The sequence below is a fragment of the Trichococcus sp. genome (assembly GCF_055118575.1).
Window position 1 is genome coordinate 1 of the sequence record NZ_JBSQPW010000028.1, and the last position, 18,297, is coordinate 18,297.

The 18,297-nt window shown below is 46.5% G+C and carries 12 protein-coding genes, 4 tRNA genes, 1 pseudogene, 1 riboswitch and 1 other annotated feature; of the genes and pseudogenes, 11 read left to right on the plus strand and 6 right to left on the minus strand.

All coding sequences use genetic code 11. The features are described from left to right. Positions 1–109: 109 nt before the first annotated feature. From ACTCCX_RS08895 to ACTCCX_RS08910, 4 genes are all read left to right on the plus strand, one after another. Positions 110–181 (plus strand) — tRNA-Glu (locus ACTCCX_RS08895). Positions 182–213: 32 nt separating this feature from the next. After that, positions 214–286: transfer RNA gene (locus ACTCCX_RS08900), tRNA-Met, on the plus strand. Between the two features lie 40 nt (positions 287–326). Beyond that, positions 327–400 (plus strand) — tRNA-Ile (locus tag ACTCCX_RS08905). A 17-nt stretch (positions 401–417) separates the two neighbouring features. Then, a tRNA-Glu gene (locus ACTCCX_RS08910) sits at positions 418–489 on the plus strand. A gap of 91 nt (positions 490–580) precedes the next feature. Here ACTCCX_RS08910 and ACTCCX_RS08915 read toward each other — a convergent pair. Next, the gene (locus ACTCCX_RS08915) at positions 581–1,387 is read right to left on the minus strand and encodes a hypothetical protein (RefSeq protein WP_463275665.1); all 807 of its coding nucleotides are present in this window, start codon (positions 1,385–1,387) and stop codon (positions 581–583) included. 238 nt (positions 1,388–1,625) lie between these two features. Next, positions 1,626–1,701, plus strand: a riboswitch (SMK box riboswitch). On the opposite strand from ACTCCX_RS08915, the gene metK reads away from it, so the two are divergent. Further along, positions 1,699–2,895, plus strand: a complete 1,197-nt coding sequence (gene metK, locus ACTCCX_RS08920) for a methionine adenosyltransferase (RefSeq protein WP_463275666.1) — start codon at positions 1,699–1,701, stop codon at positions 2,893–2,895. Its footprint overlaps the riboswitch before it by 3 nt. A 65-nt stretch (positions 2,896–2,960) precedes the next feature. Here metK and mnmM read toward each other — a convergent pair whose 3' ends face one another. Both mnmM and mnmL read right to left on the minus strand, forming a co-directional pair. Then, a complete protein-coding gene (mnmM, locus tag ACTCCX_RS08925) occupies positions 2,961–3,542 on the minus strand; it encodes a tRNA 5-(aminomethyl)-2-thiouridylate-methyltransferase MnmM (protein WP_463275667.1) in 582 nt (193 codons plus the stop codon). After that, positions 3,511–4,503, minus strand: coding sequence for a tRNA modification radical SAM protein MnmL/YtqA (gene mnmL, locus ACTCCX_RS08930; protein ID WP_463275668.1), 993 nt, complete (start codon positions 4,501–4,503; stop codon positions 3,511–3,513). Before mnmL ends, mnmM begins: the two co-directional genes overlap by 32 nt. Before the next feature lie 322 nt (positions 4,504–4,825). Between mnmL and ACTCCX_RS08935 the strand changes: the two genes are divergently transcribed. Further along, positions 4,826–7,900 carry a LysM peptidoglycan-binding domain-containing protein gene (locus ACTCCX_RS08935; RefSeq protein WP_463275692.1) on the plus strand — a complete coding sequence of 1,025 codons (3,075 nt, stop codon included), beginning with the start codon at positions 4,826–4,828 and terminating at the stop codon, positions 7,898–7,900. Positions 7,901–7,988: 88 nt separating this feature from the next. Further along, positions 7,989–8,195, plus strand: a binding site (T-box leader). A gap of 88 nt (positions 8,196–8,283) precedes the next feature. Next, entirely contained in the window at positions 8,284–10,698 is a 2,415-nt protein-coding gene (leuS, locus tag ACTCCX_RS08940) for a leucine--tRNA ligase (RefSeq protein ID WP_463275669.1), read from the plus strand. 99 nt (positions 10,699–10,797) lie between these two features. Here the strand turns inward: leuS and ACTCCX_RS08945 are convergent, their stop codons facing one another. Next, positions 10,798–12,228: a LysM peptidoglycan-binding domain-containing protein gene (locus tag ACTCCX_RS08945; protein WP_463275670.1), complete on the minus strand. Its 1,431-nt coding sequence runs from the start codon at positions 12,226–12,228 to the stop codon at positions 10,798–10,800. A gap of 325 nt (positions 12,229–12,553) precedes the next feature. Here ACTCCX_RS08945 and ACTCCX_RS08950 point away from each other — a divergent pair, with 325 nt between their 5' ends. The 3 genes from ACTCCX_RS08950 to pepV all read left to right on the plus strand — a co-directional run bounded on the left by ACTCCX_RS08950 (position 12,554) and on the right by pepV (position 16,522). After that, positions 12,554–14,212 carry a putative polysaccharide biosynthesis protein gene (locus ACTCCX_RS08950; RefSeq protein WP_463275671.1) on the plus strand — a complete coding sequence of 553 codons (1,659 nt, stop codon included), beginning with the start codon at positions 12,554–12,556 and terminating at the stop codon, positions 14,210–14,212. A gap of 61 nt (positions 14,213–14,273) precedes the next feature. Beyond that, a complete protein-coding gene (locus tag ACTCCX_RS08955; protein ID WP_463275672.1) occupies positions 14,274–15,017 on the plus strand; it encodes a pseudouridine synthase in 744 nt (247 codons plus the stop codon). Between the two features lie 101 nt (positions 15,018–15,118). Next, positions 15,119–16,522 (plus strand): dipeptidase PepV, encoded by a 1,404-nt coding sequence (gene pepV, locus ACTCCX_RS08960; protein ID WP_463275673.1) that lies wholly within the window; start codon positions 15,119–15,121, stop codon positions 16,520–16,522. A gap of 73 nt (positions 16,523–16,595) precedes the next feature. Here the strand turns inward: pepV and ACTCCX_RS08965 are convergent, their stop codons facing one another. Beyond that, complete coding sequence (locus tag ACTCCX_RS08965) at positions 16,596–17,357, minus strand: TMEM164-related integral membrane acyltransferase (RefSeq protein WP_463275674.1); 762 nt, start codon at positions 17,355–17,357, stop codon at positions 16,596–16,598. A 278-nt stretch (positions 17,358–17,635) separates the two neighbouring features. Between ACTCCX_RS08965 and ACTCCX_RS08970 the strand changes: the two genes are divergently transcribed. Further along, entirely contained in the window at positions 17,636–18,067 is a 432-nt protein-coding gene (locus ACTCCX_RS08970) for a GatB/YqeY domain-containing protein (RefSeq protein ID WP_463275675.1), read from the plus strand. 111 nt (positions 18,068–18,178) lie between these two features. Here the strand turns inward: ACTCCX_RS08970 and ACTCCX_RS08975 are convergent. Then, positions 18,179–18,280: pseudogene (locus ACTCCX_RS08975) on the minus strand (YjzC family protein); the annotation flags it as partial. Positions 18,281–18,297: the final 17 nt, after the last annotated feature.

The following is an 18,297-nucleotide window of genomic DNA, read 5'->3' on the forward strand; positions in this document are numbered from 1 at the left end:
AGTACTCAAGTGGCTGAAGAGGCGCCCCTGCTAAGGGTGTAGGTCGTTAACGCGGCGCGAGGGTTCAAATCCCTCCTTCTCCGTAGCTTTATCAAAAAATAACTCTTATGGTCCGTTGGTCAAGCGGTTAAGACACCGCCCTTTCACGGCGGTAACACGGGTTCGATTCCCGTACGGATCATTTTCATGGCCCACTGGGCATAATATTACTATCGCGGGGTGGAGCAGTTGGCAGCTCGCCGGGCTCATAACCCGGAGGTCACAGGTTCAAGTCCTGTCCCCGCAATTGCTTTCTGATGAATCAGGAACATGCATGCGCTTTTGAAGGGCCTATAGCTCAGCTGGTTAGAGCGCACGCCTGATAAGCGTGAGGTCGATGGTTCGAGTCCATTTAGGCCCATTTCTACTATTTTTTATGGCCCGTTGGTCAAGCGGTTAAGACACCGCCCTTTCACGGCGGTAACACGGGTTCGATTCCCGTACGGGTCATCATTATGGAGCACTCTTTGGAGTGCTCTTTTCTTATGCTCAAACAGGCAGAGGCACCAGCAATCTTGGCTGGTGCCTCTGCCTGTTTCTTTTAGACAAAAAATAGTAACGAATAGCTCAGTGTGAAAAGAAAACCATAGTTGGTAAGATATTGATCGATTCTGAGGTCGCTTTGAAGTCTTTTCTTGGTCAAAGGGTAAACCAAGAGGACAGAAAATCCAAATATGAGGATGGACCATAAAGAACTCTGTAGACGAACTATTTGGAAGATTCCTGTTGAGTAGGCAAGCAGGAATGTAGTCATTCTCAAAAAGCTTGAGTTCTTCAGTAGCAGTTGTTGATAATATGACGTGGACTGCTCACTGCCTGCAGTATTCTTGATCTGAACCTGTATCAAACTGAAAATATGGAATAGAATCAATGGGAGCACTTCGTATTGCAGTTGCAGCGGAATAAAGTTTGCCTGAGAAAAAAAGGTTACAGATGAAAGGATGAATATCTTAAAGAAAGGCCTCAGCAGGATTTCGTAAAAAGTATTTGTCATACTGTAAGGATAAAATTGCAGAATCGAGTATACAAGATAAAGCAACAGAATAGCAGCAAAAATCAGGTTCGATATATAAAAAATGATAGTCAACAATCCGATTGAGAGGGTTCCTAAGATCAGGATCATTTTATATGGTAGTGTTGTAGCAGCTTGTTCATTTTTTGATAGTAACCGTTCCAAAGCATAGGTGAACAGCAGAAAAAGATAGAGCATAATAAGTAGCAGATAGTTGAGTCCATTGAAGGACATTCCTCGCAATGCTCCGAAAAGAAGCAGCGTGAGTGGGCCTGTCAACATCGCCAAAAAGGTGTGGTTCATCAGGTGCATGAATTGTTTTTTTATTGTCAGCATAGTCTCTTCCTTCTTTAAATAGTGGGTAAGGGATGGTAAGCATCTCATATATATTGCGCAAATTCATCATAGGTTAACCTCTCAGTGATGTCAAGGTGCAGTGGGATTAAAAAAAGTCCCAAAAATACTGAGATGAGTACTTTTTGAAGCTTCTTCTGAGACTTAAAAATGAAATTCTCTTATTTTTTGTTGCTTTTTTGATGATGATAGCGTATATTAGGTATGTTGCATTTCAGAGGCTAATTGCAATATCCCGATAGGATTCACAATATGTGAAGACGCCTTGTAACCAAAAAATGGGGGAATGAAAAATGGTAGAAAAAAGATTATTTACTTCAGAGTCAGTAACGGAAGGTCATCCGGATAAAATTGCTGATCAAATCAGCGATGCAATTTTGGATACACTGTTAGCTGCTGATCCAAACGCGCGTGTTGCTTGCGAAACGATTGTCACGACAGGGCTGGTAGTTGTCTTTGGCGAAATCACGACAAGCGCATACGTAAACATCCAACAGATAGTCCGCGACACAGTAACTGAAATTGGTTATACGCGTGGGAAGTTTGGTTTCGATGCGGATAATTTGGCCGTAATGGTATCATTGGACGAACAATCCGACGATATCGCAATCGGCGTAAACGAATCATTGGAACGAAGAGAGTCAGTGACTACAGATTACAATGAAATCGGTGCAGGGGACCAAGGTTTGATGTTCGGGTTTGCGATAAACGAAACGGAAGAACTGATGCCATTACCAATTTCGTTGAGTCACAAGTTGGCGAAACGTTTATCAGAAGTCCGCAAAGACGGCACTTTGGAATATTTAAGACCAGACGGAAAAACGCAAGTCACAGTGGAATATGATGAAGACGGCAAACCGAAACGTGTGGACACGATCGTTTTGAGCACGCAACATGATGAGAATGTCACTTTGGAACAATTGAAAAAAGATATTTTGGAGCATGTCATCCATGCAGTCATCGATGATGCATTACTGGATGCGGATACCAAATACTTCATCAATCCTACTGGACGCTTCGTTATCGGAGGACCAAAAGGGGATTCCGGTCTGACAGGCAGAAAAATCATTGTTGATACTTATGGTGGGTATGCGCGTCATGGCGGCGGTGCATTCTCAGGTAAGGACGCTACAAAAGTTGACCGTTCCGCAAGTTATGCAGCTCGTTACATTGCGAAAAATATTGTTGCAGCTGGTTTAGCTACAAAATGCGAAATCCAATTGGCATACGCGATCGGCGTTGCTGAACCTGTATCGATTGCGATCGACACGTTTGGAACTAGCGAATATCCGGAAGCCACTTTGATAGAAGCGGTACGCAAAAACTTCAACCTGACGCCAGCTGGCATCATCCAAATGTTGAATCTGCGTCGTCCTATCTTTAAAAAGACGGCTGCTTACGGGCATTTTGGCCGTGACGATGCTGACTTCACTTGGGAGAAGACGGACAAAAAAGAAGCTTTGCTAGCATATGTCCAAGCTGGAAAATAAAGTAAACAGATTGATCAACTGAAAAAGGAAAGCGCTCGGTATATTGCCGGAACGCTTTCCTTTTTCTATTTCATATAGGGTGTTCTCTTTTTCTCGATGGCGATCAGGAATGGGGGATGATTGATTTGATTGATGAAGCCGTATTGCAGTACTTTGTATAAAGATTGATTCAAGCCGCTGACATAATCAAGCAGGGCCTGTTTCTCCTCCATCCCGCCAAGGTGGCCGCTGTAGACAACCAGAATGATACAGCTGCCGATCCGCAATTTAGGCAGTAACGCATTGACGGCAGTGAGGGTGGTATCCTTGTGGGTAATGACTCTTTTGTCGCCCCCAGGCAGGTAGCCCAAGTTAAAAATTGCACTGCCTATCTCGGATTTATCCGGAAGGACGTCAGCTACAGTTTCGTGCCCTTGGTGCAGTAGGGTGACGCGGTCCGACAAACCGGTCAGCATTAGTTTTTGCCTTGTATTTTCTATTGCTTGTTTCTGGATATCAAAACCGATCACGCTTCCTGTGGGGCCGACCAATGAAGCCAATAAGACTGTATCATTTCCGTTTCCGACTGTGGCATCGACAACACAATCTCCTTTACAAACTGTTTCCTTCAGCAACTTATGGCTGAATTCCACTGCGGACAACAACATGTTCCTCACCCTTATTCCTGATATTGTAAATCCCTTGGTAAGTGCTGCGGCGTTCCAGCTCGTGATCAATTGCGTTCAAGACTTCCCATTTTTTCAGGCTCCACATCGGTCCGACAAGGGTGTCCCGCGGTGCGTCTCCTGTGATACGATGGATGACGATTTCATCGGGAATGACTTCCAGTTGATCGCAGACGAGTTCAACATATTCGTCCTTCTCCAATAACCTTAGTCTGCCTTGGTGATAGTCCCGGAGCATTTTGGTGTTTTTCATCAAATGAAGTAAATGGATCTTGATTCCTTGGATATCCGAGTCCAGGATAACACGGTTGACGCTCTCCATCATCATGTCATGGGTTTCTCCAGGAAGCCCGTTAATGAGGTGGGTACATACCGGGATATTGTGAGCACGAAGTTCTTCGACTGCTTTCAAATAGGTATCGTAGGAATGTGCCCGGTTGATGATTTTGCTTGTTTCTTCATGGATGGTCTGAAGTCCTAATTCCACCCATATATAATAGCGCTTGTTCAGTTCAGCCAAATATGCGATTGTTTCCGGCGGCAAGCAATCAGGACGTGTCGCAATCATGATACCGACCACACCTTCCTCGTTGACGACCTGCTCATAACGGTGGCGCAGGATATCGACAGGTGCGTGCGTATTTGTGAAATTCTGAAAATAGGCGATATAACTTTTGACATTCGGCCATTTTTTATGCATCATATCGATGCCTTTGCGTAATTGGACGGGCAATGGATCGATGCGGCTCTGAGCGAAATCGCCGGATCCGGAAACAGTACAGAAGGTACAGCCACCGTGTGCGACCGTCCCATCCCGGTTCGGGCAATCAAAACCGCCATCGATGGCGACTTTGAATATCTTTTCGCCGAAGTGTTGCTGCAGATGGTAATTCCAAGTGTGGTAGCGTTTGTTTGTGTCACTGTATAAAAATTGATTTGTCAATACTTTCACCTCATCCTCATTTTATCATGATTTTTGGCTGGCCAGTAGACTATTTGATAGCTCGGGTCAAATTTATCGGGCAGATAAAGAAGAAAAGGCTTACTTTTTGATAACTTAAAGGATTGTTACAGATTTATTTCAATTGTTAAATATTAAATATGGTTATGATAGCCATTCAAAAATTTGGAAAACAAACATATAATAGACATGTTGGATAATTTTCTTAAAAAAATTTTAAAATGTCCGCGTCATCATTAATATTCAAGGAATTTTTATCTGCCGCACCGGCAGTATTTTTAGATACAGGGAGTGGTATATTTTGGTGTTATCCAGAAACGAACGCATCAACCAAAAGAAAACAGAACAACTGATCAATTCTTTTGTCACCACGAATAAAAGATTGAAACGCAGCGTAGCGGTGTTGAGCACATCGTTGTTTATGACGACTGTCGTGAAGCCAATCCAATTGGTTTTGGCAGCAGAGTCGACTACGCTTGGAACAACGGATACACAAGTATATTCCACTAACCCCTTTTTGAACCAGATCATTCCGTCCGCGACAGTAATCGCTGCCCAAAATGATTTGTATGCATCCGTGATGATGGCGCAAGCTATCCTGGAAAGCGGCTGGGGAACAAGCGCTTTATCGACGGCTCCAAACTACAATCTGTTCGGAATCAAAGGGAATTACAACGGCGAGTCCGTCAACATGGATACGTTGGAAGACAGTGGTGGACAGAACTACTACCCAATCAATGCTGAATTCAGAAAATATCCTTCCTATGCGGAATCACTGCAGGATTATGCGGACCTTCTGGCAAACGGAACAAGCTGGAATCCGACTTATTACGCTGGGGCTTGGAAGAGCAATGCAGCCACCTATCAGGACGCAACTGCATACCTGACAGGCCGCTATGCGACGGACACGGCATACAGCACCAAGTTGAACAGAATCATTGCCCAGTACGGATTAGATCAATATGACAACTACATACCTGTCGTTGAAGATGAGGTTGAAGAACCGGATGCTGGCAATGTCGATTTCGATACGCCGAGCGAAACGCCAGAACTACCAACTGTGGAGCTACCGGAAAATACGGAAGAGGATACTTCAGAACAAGAGACGCCAAGTCAACCTGCAGAGGACACTGAAGACACAGAAACGCCAGTCCAAGCGGGAGATGCCGTCCATGTTGTCCAATCTGGCGATACGTTGTATGCTATCGCTAAAAAATATGGGATTTCGTTGGTCGATCTATTGACGCTGAATAAATTGAATTCCAACATGATCTATGTAGGTGACCGTCTGGTGCTGCCTGAAAGTGTCGTAGTCGAGGAAGAGACGCCTGCGGAAGATGTGGATGGAGATACAACCACGCCATCGACACCAACCGAAACGCCTTCAGATACGATAGTTTCGGATTATACTGTAGTCGCGGGCGATACGCTTTACAAAATTGCCATCGCGAACGGTTTGACGATCAGCGAGTTGAAGAGTCTGAATACGTTGACGAACGATACCATCTACGTGGGCCAAAAGTTACTATTAAGCAAATCGACAATTCCTGCTCCGGACACGACTGAAAACGGGTCAAGCAGCAATACGGAACAAACGACTGCCCAATCCTATACTGTGAAAACGGGTGACACTTTGTGGTCGATCGCGAACGCGAACAATATGACTGTTACGGCACTAAAGAACGCTAACAGCCTAACTTCGGATGCGATTTATCCGGGTCAAATCTTGAAAACCACGGGAACTTCGGCGGGAATTACTACACCAACTACCGGAACCACAGTCACAGGGGCCTTCATCACACCGGCCAGCGGATATATTTCGTCACCTTTCGGATACCGAACTTCGCCTATCAACGGTGCTTTGGAATTCCATCGGGGCATTGATATCGCGGGCAGCGGAAATATTTCCGCAGCACAAGCGGGCGTAGTGGAAGTCGCTACTTATCATTACAGCTACGGCAACTACGTCGTCATCAACCACGGCAAAATCAACGGTGTGACCATCAAAACCTTGTATGCACATATGCAATCAGGGCTTTCGGTATCTGTAGGTCAGACTGTCAGCCAAGGCCAAAAAATCGGCGTGATGGGAACAACCGGCAGCTCGACCGGAGTCCATCTGCATTTCGAGGTGCAGGAAAACGGGACTGTCGTCAATCCAGTGAACTACATCAACGGAACCACTTCGGTGACACCTGGAACGACAACCCCTACTACTCCAGCGACCGGCAGCAGTGTCGTTGTCGTGTCCGGAGATACTCTGTGGAAGATTGCGACCGCGAACGGCTTGACGGTTGCGCAATTAAAAACACTGAATAACCTGACAAGTGATGCCATTGTTACTGGACAAGTATTGCTCTTGAAGAGCAATACTGCGGTTACGCCAACCACCCCGACAACTCCTAGCGTGACTCCAGAAACAGCAAACGGTAGCGTGACGGTTGCATCGGGCGACACACTCTGGAAAATCGCAAATGCCAATGGATTAAGCGTAGCGGAACTGAAGACACTGAATAATTTAACAAGTGACGTCATCGTTCCGGGCCAAACATTGTTGCTTAAACAAACTACGACAACGCCTACTGTGACGCAACCGACGCAACCGACGACACCAAGTACTCCAGCAACACCGGCTACAGGAAGCACAATCACGGTGGCATCCGGAGATACGCTTTGGAAATTGGCGAGTGCGAACGGATTGAGCGTAGCGGTGCTTAAAACACTGAACAAACTTACTTCTGATGTCATTGTTCCAGGGCAGGTGTTGACACTTTCGAACCCGACAGTCTCAGCACCGACCGTTACACAGCCGACGACGTCCACTACGACGAGTACAATCACAGTTGCATCGGGCGACACGCTCTTTAAAATTGCGAATGCGAACGGCTTGACGGTAACAGCACTAAAGGCACTGAATAATCTGAGTTCCGATTATATCTATCCGGGGCAATCGTTGCAGGTGAAGGCTACTGTCGCGGCTGGTAATACTTCCAACGTCGTAACGACTCCTACTGTAACGGCACCCTCCGTTCCGACAGTCACGAACAAAGTGTACACGGTCCAAAAAGGGGATACGCTCTATAAGATCGCATCCTCAAATGGCGTTTCTGTTGCCGACCTTAAGACTTGGAACAGTCTGAGCACGGATATCATTTTTGTGGACCAATCACTGAAATTGGCTGCAATGACAACTTCAACGCAGACAACTTCAACACCCACGGTAAATGCGCCTGCGTCATCCGCGAATACTTATACCGTCCAAAAAGGCGACACTTTGTACAGCATCGCCAAGAAAAACGGGGTAAGTTTAGCCGCTTTGATCGAAGCAAATGAAATCACGTCCAATGTGATTTATGTCGGTCAGGTCATCAGCCTCTAAGTCACAAAGGCCTCGGTTTTGGTAGGCATCAAGCCTTGATGAAATGCGTTTTATTTGTTAAAATAACACATGAGTCAATTCATAACTGAAACAAACATAGAGAAGGAATAGTAGGGAGCCGCTTTTTTGAAGAGAGTGCATGGGTGGTGAAAATGCACAAAGAGCCTCTTGAACTCGCCTTTGAGTTGTTCCGCTGAAAGCATTAGTAAGCAGGACCGCATCGCTGCGTTAAAGGCATGATAAGGAATGCAAAGACATTCAATATAGGTGGTACCGCGAAAAATTCGTCCTATAGGCAGAACCAGTGATGGACGCTGCCTATGGGATTTTTTTTATGGCAATCGCCTGTTTGGATGAATGAAAAGAAAAGGATGTTGCTGGAAATGGGTTATACGCATAAAACGATCGAGAAAAAATGGCAAAAATATTGGGCAGACAACCGCATCTTCAAAACGACCGAAGCAGGCGGGAAACCGAAATATTATGTTTTGGACATGTTTCCTTATCCATCCGGCCAAGGCTTGCATGTAGGCCATCCGGAAGGCTACACAGCGACGGATATTGTTGCCCGCGCAAAACGTGCACAAGGTTTCAACGTATTGCATCCGATGGGTTGGGATGCTTTTGGCTTGCCTGCTGAGCAATATGCGCTGGATACTGGTAATGATCCAGCTGATTTTACTGAGCACAATATCAAGACTTTCAAGCGCCAGATCCAATCGCTGGGATTCAGCTATGACTGGAGCCGGGAAATCAACACGACTGATCCAAACTACTACAAATGGACGCAATGGATTTTCACAAAATTGTATGAACAAGGATTGGCTTATGAAGCGGAAGTTTCCGTAAACTGGTGTCCGGCTCTTGGGACTGTACTTGCCAACGAAGAAGTCGTCGATGGCGTCAGCGAACGTGGTGGCCATCCGGTCTACCGTAAACCGATGAGACAATGGATGCTGAAAATAACTGCCTATGCAGAGCGTCTGCTGGACGATCTTGAATTGGTGGATTGGCCTGAAAGCATCAAAGAGATGCAAAGGAACTGGATTGGACGTTCAGAAGGGTCGAACGTCACTTTCAAAATCAAAGATACAGACAAAGAATTCACCGTCTTCACGACTAGACCGGACACACTGTACGGGGCAACCTATGCGGTTATGGCCCCAGAATTGCCATTGGTGAAAGAAATCATGACAGCTCAGCAATCCGAAGCCGTCGAAGCATACATCGATTCCGTTTCACTGAAAAGCGATCTTGATCGCACAGAGCTTGCAAAGGAAAAGACTGGCGTATTCACTGGCGCTTACGCGATCAACCCTGTGAACGGCAAAGAAATCCCTATTTGGATCGCCGATTATGTACTGGCGACATACGGTACAGGCGCCATCATGGCAGTTCCTGCACACGATACCCGTGACTATGAGTTTGCCAAAACATTCGGTTTGGAGATCATCCCGGTCCTTGAAGGCGGAAACGTAGAAGAAGAAGCCTACACGGAAGACGGATTGCACATCAACTCGGAATTCCTGAACGGGTTGGATAAAGCGACCGCAATCGCGAAGATGAATGAATGGTTGTCCGAAAACGGACTGGGCGAAAAAGTGATTTCCTATCGTCTGCGTGATTGGTTGTTTTCGAGACAAAGATACTGGGGAGAACCGATCCCGGTCATCCACTGGGAAGACGGCACATCGACAACGGTTCCTGAGAATGAACTTCCGTTGTTATTGCCGAAGACCGATCAGGTGAAACCGAGCGGCACAGGGGAATCCCCGCTTGCCGTCATCGATGAGTGGGTCAATGTGGTCGATCCGGTGACTGGAATGAAAGGCAGACGTGAAACCAACACAATGCCGCAATGGGCTGGCAGCTCATGGTACTTCCTGCGCTTCATGGATCCGCATAACCGCAACGATCTTGCTTCAAAAGAAAGACTGGACTATTGGCAGAACGTCGACTTGTATATAGGTGGTGCCGAGCATGCGGTGCTTCATCTGTTGTATGCGCGCTTCTGGCATAAATTCCTTTACGATATCGGTATCGTTCCGACGAAAGAGCCGTTCCAAAAATTGTACAACCAAGGCATGATATTGGGCGAAAACAATGAAAAAATGTCCAAATCCAAAGGAAATGTTGTCAATCCGGATGATATCGTGGAAAAATATGGAGCAGACACGCTCCGCATGTACGAAATGTTTATGGGACCGCTGGATGCATCCTCGACATGGAGTGAAGGCGGCATCGAGGGCAGCCGCAAGTTCCTGGATCGCATTTGGCGCCTGCTTCTGGATGAGAATGACAAAATGCGGGACCGCATTACGACCATCAATACCCATGAGTTGGATAAGGTCTACCATCAGACAGTCAAGAAGGTAACCGAGGATTATGACAACCTGCATTTTAATACCGCCATCTCGCAAATGATGATCTTCATCAATGAAGCCTACAAAGTGGATGCATTGCCGTTCGAATACGTTACCGGCTTTATTCAATTGCTTGCGCCGATCGCACCGCACTTCGGCGAAGAGCTTTGGGTGAAACTAGGCAAACCGGAAGGCATTTCTTATGTTGCATGGCCGACTTATGATGAAGCTTTCCTTGTCGAAGACGAAATTGAAGTCGTATTCCAAATCAACGGAAAAGTGAAGACCAAAGAAATGGTCCCATCCGCTATTTCTAAGGATGACATGATTGCAATGGCATTGGAGAACAGTATCATCAAAGAGGGAATCGAAGGCAAAACTGTCAGAAAAACCATCGCTATCCCAGGTAAATTGGTCAATGTCGTAGCGAATTAAACTCAAAAACAACAAAAAGAACGCACACCCTAAATTATCAAAATTTGGGTGTGCGTTCTTTTTGTATGTGATCATTGAATTGATATTCTGTCGGCTTGATTAAGGAATAACCAAGACTTGCCCCACACTGATAAGGTTTGGATTGGTGATGCCATTAGCGTTCACGATTTGCGTGATGGTCACGCCATAGCGGAGCGCAATCGCATATAAAGTGTCCCCGGATTTGACGGTATAGGACGTTCCGGTTGTAGGAGTTGTCGGCGTGGTAGGAGTCGTTGGAGTGCTTGTTCCCGGAATCGTCAGAACCTGTCCGACATAGATGAGGCTGGCATTAGCGATGTTATTGGCGGTAACGATTTGTTGGACCGTCACGCCATAGCGCAAGGCAATGGCATAGAGCGTATCCCCGGCTTTGACCGTGTAACTTGTGCCGGTCGTAGGAGTTGTCGGCGTTGTAGGAGTCGTTGGAGTGCTTGTTCCCGGAATCGTCAGAACCTGTCCGACATAGATGAGGCTGGCATTAGCGATGTTATTGGTGGTAACGATTTGTTGGACCGTCACGCCATAGCGCAAGGCAATGGCATAGAGCGTATCCCCGGCTTTGACCGTGTAACTTGTGCCGGTCGTAGGAGTGGTAGGAGTAGTAGGTGTTGTCGGGGTGCCCGTTCCCGGAATCGTCAGAACTTGCCCAACGCGAATCAGGTTCGCATCGGTGATATTATTTGCTGTTACAATCGCTTGGACCGTTACGCCATACCGTAAAGCAATCGCATAAAGAGTATCTCCAGCTTGAACGGTGTAACTGGTTCCGGTTCCCGGGGTGCTTGTGGTGTTCATCAGCTGTGAGAGAGTCACAAACGAGTAGCCCATCGCACGCAACTGATTGATCATGTTAGGCAATGCGGTAGAAGTCCCATTGGCACCATACCCGGCATGCATCAGTACGATGGCTCCCGGTACGACGTTGTTGATGACACGGTTGTAGATGTCAGTGGCAGAGTTTCCAGTCCAGTCAAGTGTATCGATGGTCCATTGAAATGTGTAAGTGTATCCGGCGTTTCCGACGGTTTGTAGGATAGTGCTGTTATAAGATCCATAAGGAGCGCGGAAAAATGGTTTTGTACTCTTGCCGGTGAGGTTTTTGATGATTGATTCAGTCAAGTTGACTTGATTAGTCATCTCGGATGTCGATATGGTTGTAAAATCGGGATGATTATAGGAGTGGTTTCCGATATCATGTCCAGCTGCAACAATGTTCTTGATTGCCTGTGGATGATTTTCAGCACCTTGGCCGGTGAGGAAGAAAGTGGCTTTGACATTATTGGCTGATAATGCGTTCAGTATTAACTGAATATTATATCCATCCGATCCATCATCAAACGTTAAGGCAACAACCTTATTGGATGTGGAACCTTGGTAAATGATCTGCGAGGTAGCAGCCAAAGCAGGTGTTACCGAAAGGGTGAAGAAAAGCAGGAACGAAAGGAAGACTCCAAACAATCGTCTGAACGCCTTTCTTGAGGTGTTCATTTCTATTCCTCATTTCTGATACGACCTATGCGAAAAAGCTGATGTGACAGTGTTAAAAGCCGAGTGTCTGCGGTTTTGAATGGGAGAAAAAAAGGATGGCCTCAGTTCCATTGCACACTTATATTTTACCATAAACGTTGTGGTGATGGTATGGAAACGCATTCATAATAAGAGGTTCGGTCAGAAGATATCGCGGATTATTCAACAATTGTTAGGATTTTGCAAAATAAGACTACTATAGATTGAAAAAAAGTGGATTTTTGGTAAAATACTTGAGTGATGGTATTATTAACTTTCATTTCATCAGCAAGAAAGCAGGTTGCACATGTCAACAGATAGAAAAGACAACGAAACAAATGAAGCAACAAACAATAAGATGGTGCAAGGCACATTTTGGATGACTTTCGGGAGCATTTTTTCCCGACTGATCGGCGCTCTGTACATCATCCCATGGAACGCCTTGATGGGCTCGACAGATGCAGCCAATACGGCCAACGCTCTTTATTCGATAGGTTACACGCCTTATCAGCTGTTCCTTTCGATCGGGATTGCCGGCTTCCCTGCAGCGATGTCCAAGCAGGTGGCCCAATACAATGCTAAAAATCAATACCGCACCGGCATCGACATCTTCAAAAAGAGCATGTTCTTCATGCTTTTGACGGGTGCCGTCAGCGCCGCTTTGATGTACGGCCTCGCGCCGATGATTGCAGAAAACAGCCCAGCTGCATCGCCTGAAGACGGTGCGTTGGTGATCCGGGCGTTGGCTCCGGCCTTGTTATTGGTGCCAGCCATGAGCTTGATGCGCGGCTTTTTCCAGGGCTACCAGGATATGGTGCCTTCAGCGATTTCGCAAGTGTTCGAACAAATCGGAAGGGTAATCTACATTTTAGGCGCCACCTATATCGTGATGCAACTGCTGGATGGCAACATCGCCACTGCGGTTGCGCATTCCACGTTCGCGGCGTTTGTGGGTGCCATCGTAGCGGCAATCATCCTGCTTTTTTATTACAAAAAGAAAATGGCGGAATATCAACCGTTGATCGCGAACAGTGAACCTTCCAGCAACATCCAGACGACAGCGGCCATCAAGAGCATGCTGCAGGAATCGATTCCTTTCATCTTGATCGGCTCGGGCATCACTTTCGCCAAGTTGATAGATCAAGTGACGTTCAAACCGATGATGGAGAACCTGACGAATTACTCAGGAAAAGAAATCGAAGATCTGTTCGGATTGTTCAGTTTTAACGCAGACAAATTGATTATGATCATCGTTTCGTTGGCTGTCGGAATGGCCACAGCAGCGGTGCCTTTGATAGCGGCTGAGTTCACGAAAGGAAATTTCCGAGTGCTGCAGAGTCAGGTAAGGGAAATCATCCAATTGTTCGCCTTCATCATGCTTCCGGCATCTTTGGGGATGATGGTCGTTTCCGAACCAATCTACAATGTGTTCTACCCGCTTCATCCGGTAGGGCCTACGCTGTTGGCGGTATCCGCTCTGATGAGCATCGTTTTAGGGCTGTTCACGGTCCTGGGGTCGATTTTGCAGTCCTTGAGCCGACATAAGACAATGATTGTTTACCTGCTGGTTGGACTGGTAGTCAAAGCAATCATGCAGTACCCGATGCTGGCTTTGTTTGATACGGCAGGAGCATTGGTTGCGACAACAATCGGATTCATCGTGACCGTACTTCTGAGCGGTTGGAAAATCTACCACCTGACCCATTTCGGGTTGGTTGATATATTACGGAAAACCGGTAAAATTTTGGCAGTCGCATTAATCATGACGGCTTGTGCGTTCATCGCCTTGAAAGCCAGCATGCTGGTCATTCCGATCGACCGCAAATTGACGGCATTGGTGGTTGTCGCCATCGTGGCGGCAGTAGGTGGGTTTGTTTACTTGTTCCTGACGCTGAAATTGCGCATCGCTGATGACATTTTGGGTGCTAAAGCGAACGGCCTGCGCAGAAAAATGCGCATCAAATAAAATAAACAAAACCGAAAAGCAGCCTCAGTGGGTGCTTTTTGGTTTATTAGGGAGAAAAAATATGCGTTTGGATAAACTGCTGTCGAATTCCGGATTCGGTTCCAGAAAAGAAGTCAAAGTGTTGCTGAAGAAGAAATGGGTGACGGTCAACGGAAAAGTAGAAACGAAAGCTGAAGCCAAAGTGGACAGCGAAAAGGACGTTATTCTTGTCGGCGATGAGCCTGTCAGCTACCAGGAATTCCTGTATCTGATGATGAACAAGCCGCAGGGCGTTCTCAGCGCAACCGAGGATAACCACCAAAAGACGGTTATCGATCTTTTGGCGTTCGAATTGCATGCGCTTGAACTTTTCCCTGTCGGCCGTTTGGATAAGGATACGGAAGGCCTACTGCTGCTGACGAATGACGGCCAATTGGCGCATTTCCTGCTGTCACCGAAACGGCATGTGGACAAGGTCTATTTCGCAAAAGTTGCCGGCCGGATGACGGATGAGGACCAAAGAGCTTTTTCAGAAGGCATTGTTCTCGAGGATGGCTATCGGTGTTTGCCGGCAAAACTGGAACTGCTCTCCTATGATGAAGAACAGAACGTGTCGGAAGTAGAGATCACGATCAAAGAAGGCAAGTTCCATCAGGTGAAACGAATGGTTCTTGCCTGCGGTAAAGAAGTCACTTTTCTGAAGCGCCTATCGATGGGACCGCTGCGTCTGGACGATCAATTGGAGAAAGGCGACTATCGTCCCTTGCGTGATGAAGAACTGGCTGCATTGCGGGAACATCTGCCGGAATCGATTAAAAAAAGCTAAAATTTTGCAGCTTGTTGGGCCTAAATCACAACCTTTTATTTGGTTATTTTGCCAAAAGTGATATGATGATAGCATGATATTTTAAGTTAGGATGTGTGCGCATGGAAATCAATTGGAAAAAAGAAGTTGAAGCCAGAAAAACGGAACTGCTAGAGGATCTATTCACGTTATTGCGGATCGACAGTGTGCGGGATGATTCGAAAATAACCCCGGATGCCCCGGTGGGACCGGGCCCAAAAGAGGCTCTGGAAGCTTTTTTGGCGATCGGAGAGCGGGACGGTTTCATCACGAAAAATGTCGGCAATCTGGCCGGCCATATCGAATTCGGTGAAGGCGAAGAATTGATGGGCGTGTTCGGTCACGTCGACGTTGTACCTACCGGAACCGGCTGGGATACAGAGCCTTTTGTGCCTGTCATCATCGATGACCGTATCTACGCCCGCGGTTCCAGCGATGATAAAGGGCCTACGATGGCTGCCTATTATGCATTAAAGATCATCCGCGACCTGAATCTACCGATATCCAAGAAAGTTCGTGTCATCATCGGGACGGACGAGGAGAGCGGCTGGAAGTGTATGGACCATTATCTCGAGAATGAACAGATACCTGATTTCGGCTTTTCTCCGGATGCCGAGTTCCCGATCATCAACGGTGAAAAGGGCATGCAGACTTTCATGGTCCAATTCAGGGGCGACAACAAAGGCGGCAAAAACGCATTGTTGAGCTTTGATGCCGGCCTGCGCGAAAACATGGTTCCTCAGGATGCGACTGCCGTATTCATCAGCCCAGAGGCCGACCGTATTGAACAGGCATTTGCTGCCTTCCTTGAAAATAATCCGGTCAAAGGAACGATTTCTGTGGTGGGAGAACAAGTAACGATCGAATTGATCGGTAAAGCCGCTCACGGCATGAATCCGGCTGCCGGCGTGAATGCGGGCACTTATCTTGCCACTTTCCTGAACAAATTCAACTTCGGGGGACAAGCGGCTACTTTCCTGGAATTGATTGCGGACCGCATCCACCTACAGCATGATGCAGAAAAATTGAACCTGGCTTATACGGATTCGATTATGGGCGAATTGACCATGAATGCCGGCATCTTTACTTTCACACCGACTACAGGTGGTGAAGTGGCTTTGAACTTCCGTTATCCACAAGGTGTTTCCGAAGAGGGCATCGAAATCAAGTTGGAAGCAGCATTGGCTTCTTATGGCGTGACGATTGCAAAAGGTGGACATGGCAAATTGCCGCATTACGTGCCAGCTGATGATCCGTTGGTCAAAACATTGTTGGCTGTCTACGAAAAACATACCGGACTGAAAGGACATGAGCAATCAATCGGCGGCGGAACCTACGGGCGCCTGTTGGAGCGCGGCGTTGCTTACGGCGCGATGTTCCCCGACAGCATCGATACGATGCACCAAGCGAACGAATTTATCGCTTTGGATGACCTTTTCCGGGCGACCGCCATCTATGCAGATGCCATGTACGAATTGCTGAAATAAACATATTGCTCATAGTTTCGTAGCGTTAAAAAAAAGGAATGCTGTTCAATCAGCATTCCTTTTTTTAGTAAATTTATTTGGGCCGACTGGGGTCAGATAAATTCCTTCTTTTGAAAATCTCCCATGGTGCGTAAAAGATGAACCAGGCGATGATGATGGAACCGAATACCGCAATAAGGTAGCCGGGTGTTCCCAACCATTTGTCGAAAAGCACAAGCACTGTTCCTTCTTCTACATGGTTCAGGAACATGTAATTGCTGCCGATTATTTGGTTGACCCAAAAAGCTGTCACGACAAAAGGCGCTGCTAACCAGATGGAATGCAGTAAGCTTTTGATGTCGGGACGGAATCCATCGCCGAATACAAAAAGCAAGGGGAGCAAGACCAACAAGAGGTGTGTCAGAATGTATTCGACAAAAAAGAAGCTGAAAAGAGGATAGGGACCAAGGTTAGGGTTTGCCATCGCAACTAACCCACCCGGCAAAGCAATGCCGTACGAAAATTCTTTCAACTGTCGATTGTTTGTAAAAACGGCGGCAGTCCCCATTATTGCCGATACGCTACAAAGGTGCAGAGGCAGAAGCGTGCTCACAAAGAAGGAGAAATCACCAAAAACGGCAGACCAAATCCAACGCGAAAAATAAAGCATAATTAGTAAAGCGGAAATAGTCCTTTTTATGCTTAATCGTCCGAAGTCAGTCTGCTTGCGATAAATCTGGATTATCCAAAAGATGATGATTGCAGATAGAACAAGGACACCAATATGTGTTGAACTGAATGTATCCACCCCAAACCCGCTTGGCAAGTCCGACTCAAAATCCCAAAAATTAGACATGACGTCACCCTTTTCTCAGAATCGATGACAATGGGTTACTGTTACTGCACAAAGTTTATCTTCTTTGTAGTGATTTTACCGTTCAAAATGTTTTAGCGCCACACACAGCATCTGTTTTCAATATTTTTTCAGGTTTGCAACCAATCCGAAACCAGGAACCGGTAGCAGAGATTTGCCAATCCCGTCTCTTTTCCTTAAAATGAGGAGTGAAGGTTGCCCGCTGCAGCGAATAAATATTGATGCAGCCATGCCTGATTACCGAAAGGAGTTCAGCAATCATGACATTGAAAGAAAAAGTGAACAAGGACTTTATCCAGGCAAGAAAAGACAAAGACACTCTGAAGGCGGATGTCCTACGCCTGATCAAAACGGAATACGATTCTTTCGTGATAGACAACAAGCGCGAAATGACCGAAGCTGAGGAAATTCATGTTTTCTTGAAGGACATCAAAAAGACCAATGAAGCAATCTCTTTTGCAAAGCAAGTCGAGCGCACGGATCTGATTGAAGAGAATCAGAAAAAATTGGCAATTTTGGAGGCTTACGTCCCTAAAATGATGGATGAAAAGGAAGTTCGCTTCTTTTTGGCAGAAAACGGCATAGCCGAAATGCCGCTGAAGGATGCGATGAAATTCTCAATGCAGGTGTTGGACGGAAAAGCCGACAAGGCGCTCGTCTCCAAAATCATCAAAGAGCTGTTGGCAAAATAAGGCAGCGGTCAAAAAAGGACTGTGCGGCATTTGCTGCACGGTCCTTTTCTGAACTGCAAGCCAAGTTTCCTCCAGCCTGTATCATCCAAATGATAAGTTTTTAGCAGTAAATCAGTCTTTTTTGATCCATTTGTTTCCGGCCTTGTTGGTAGGCGGAAGTCTGTGTCCTTCAATAATATGAACTTCCTTGCTGCCGGTGATTTTTCCCCCCCGAGGGCCAACTTCTTTCT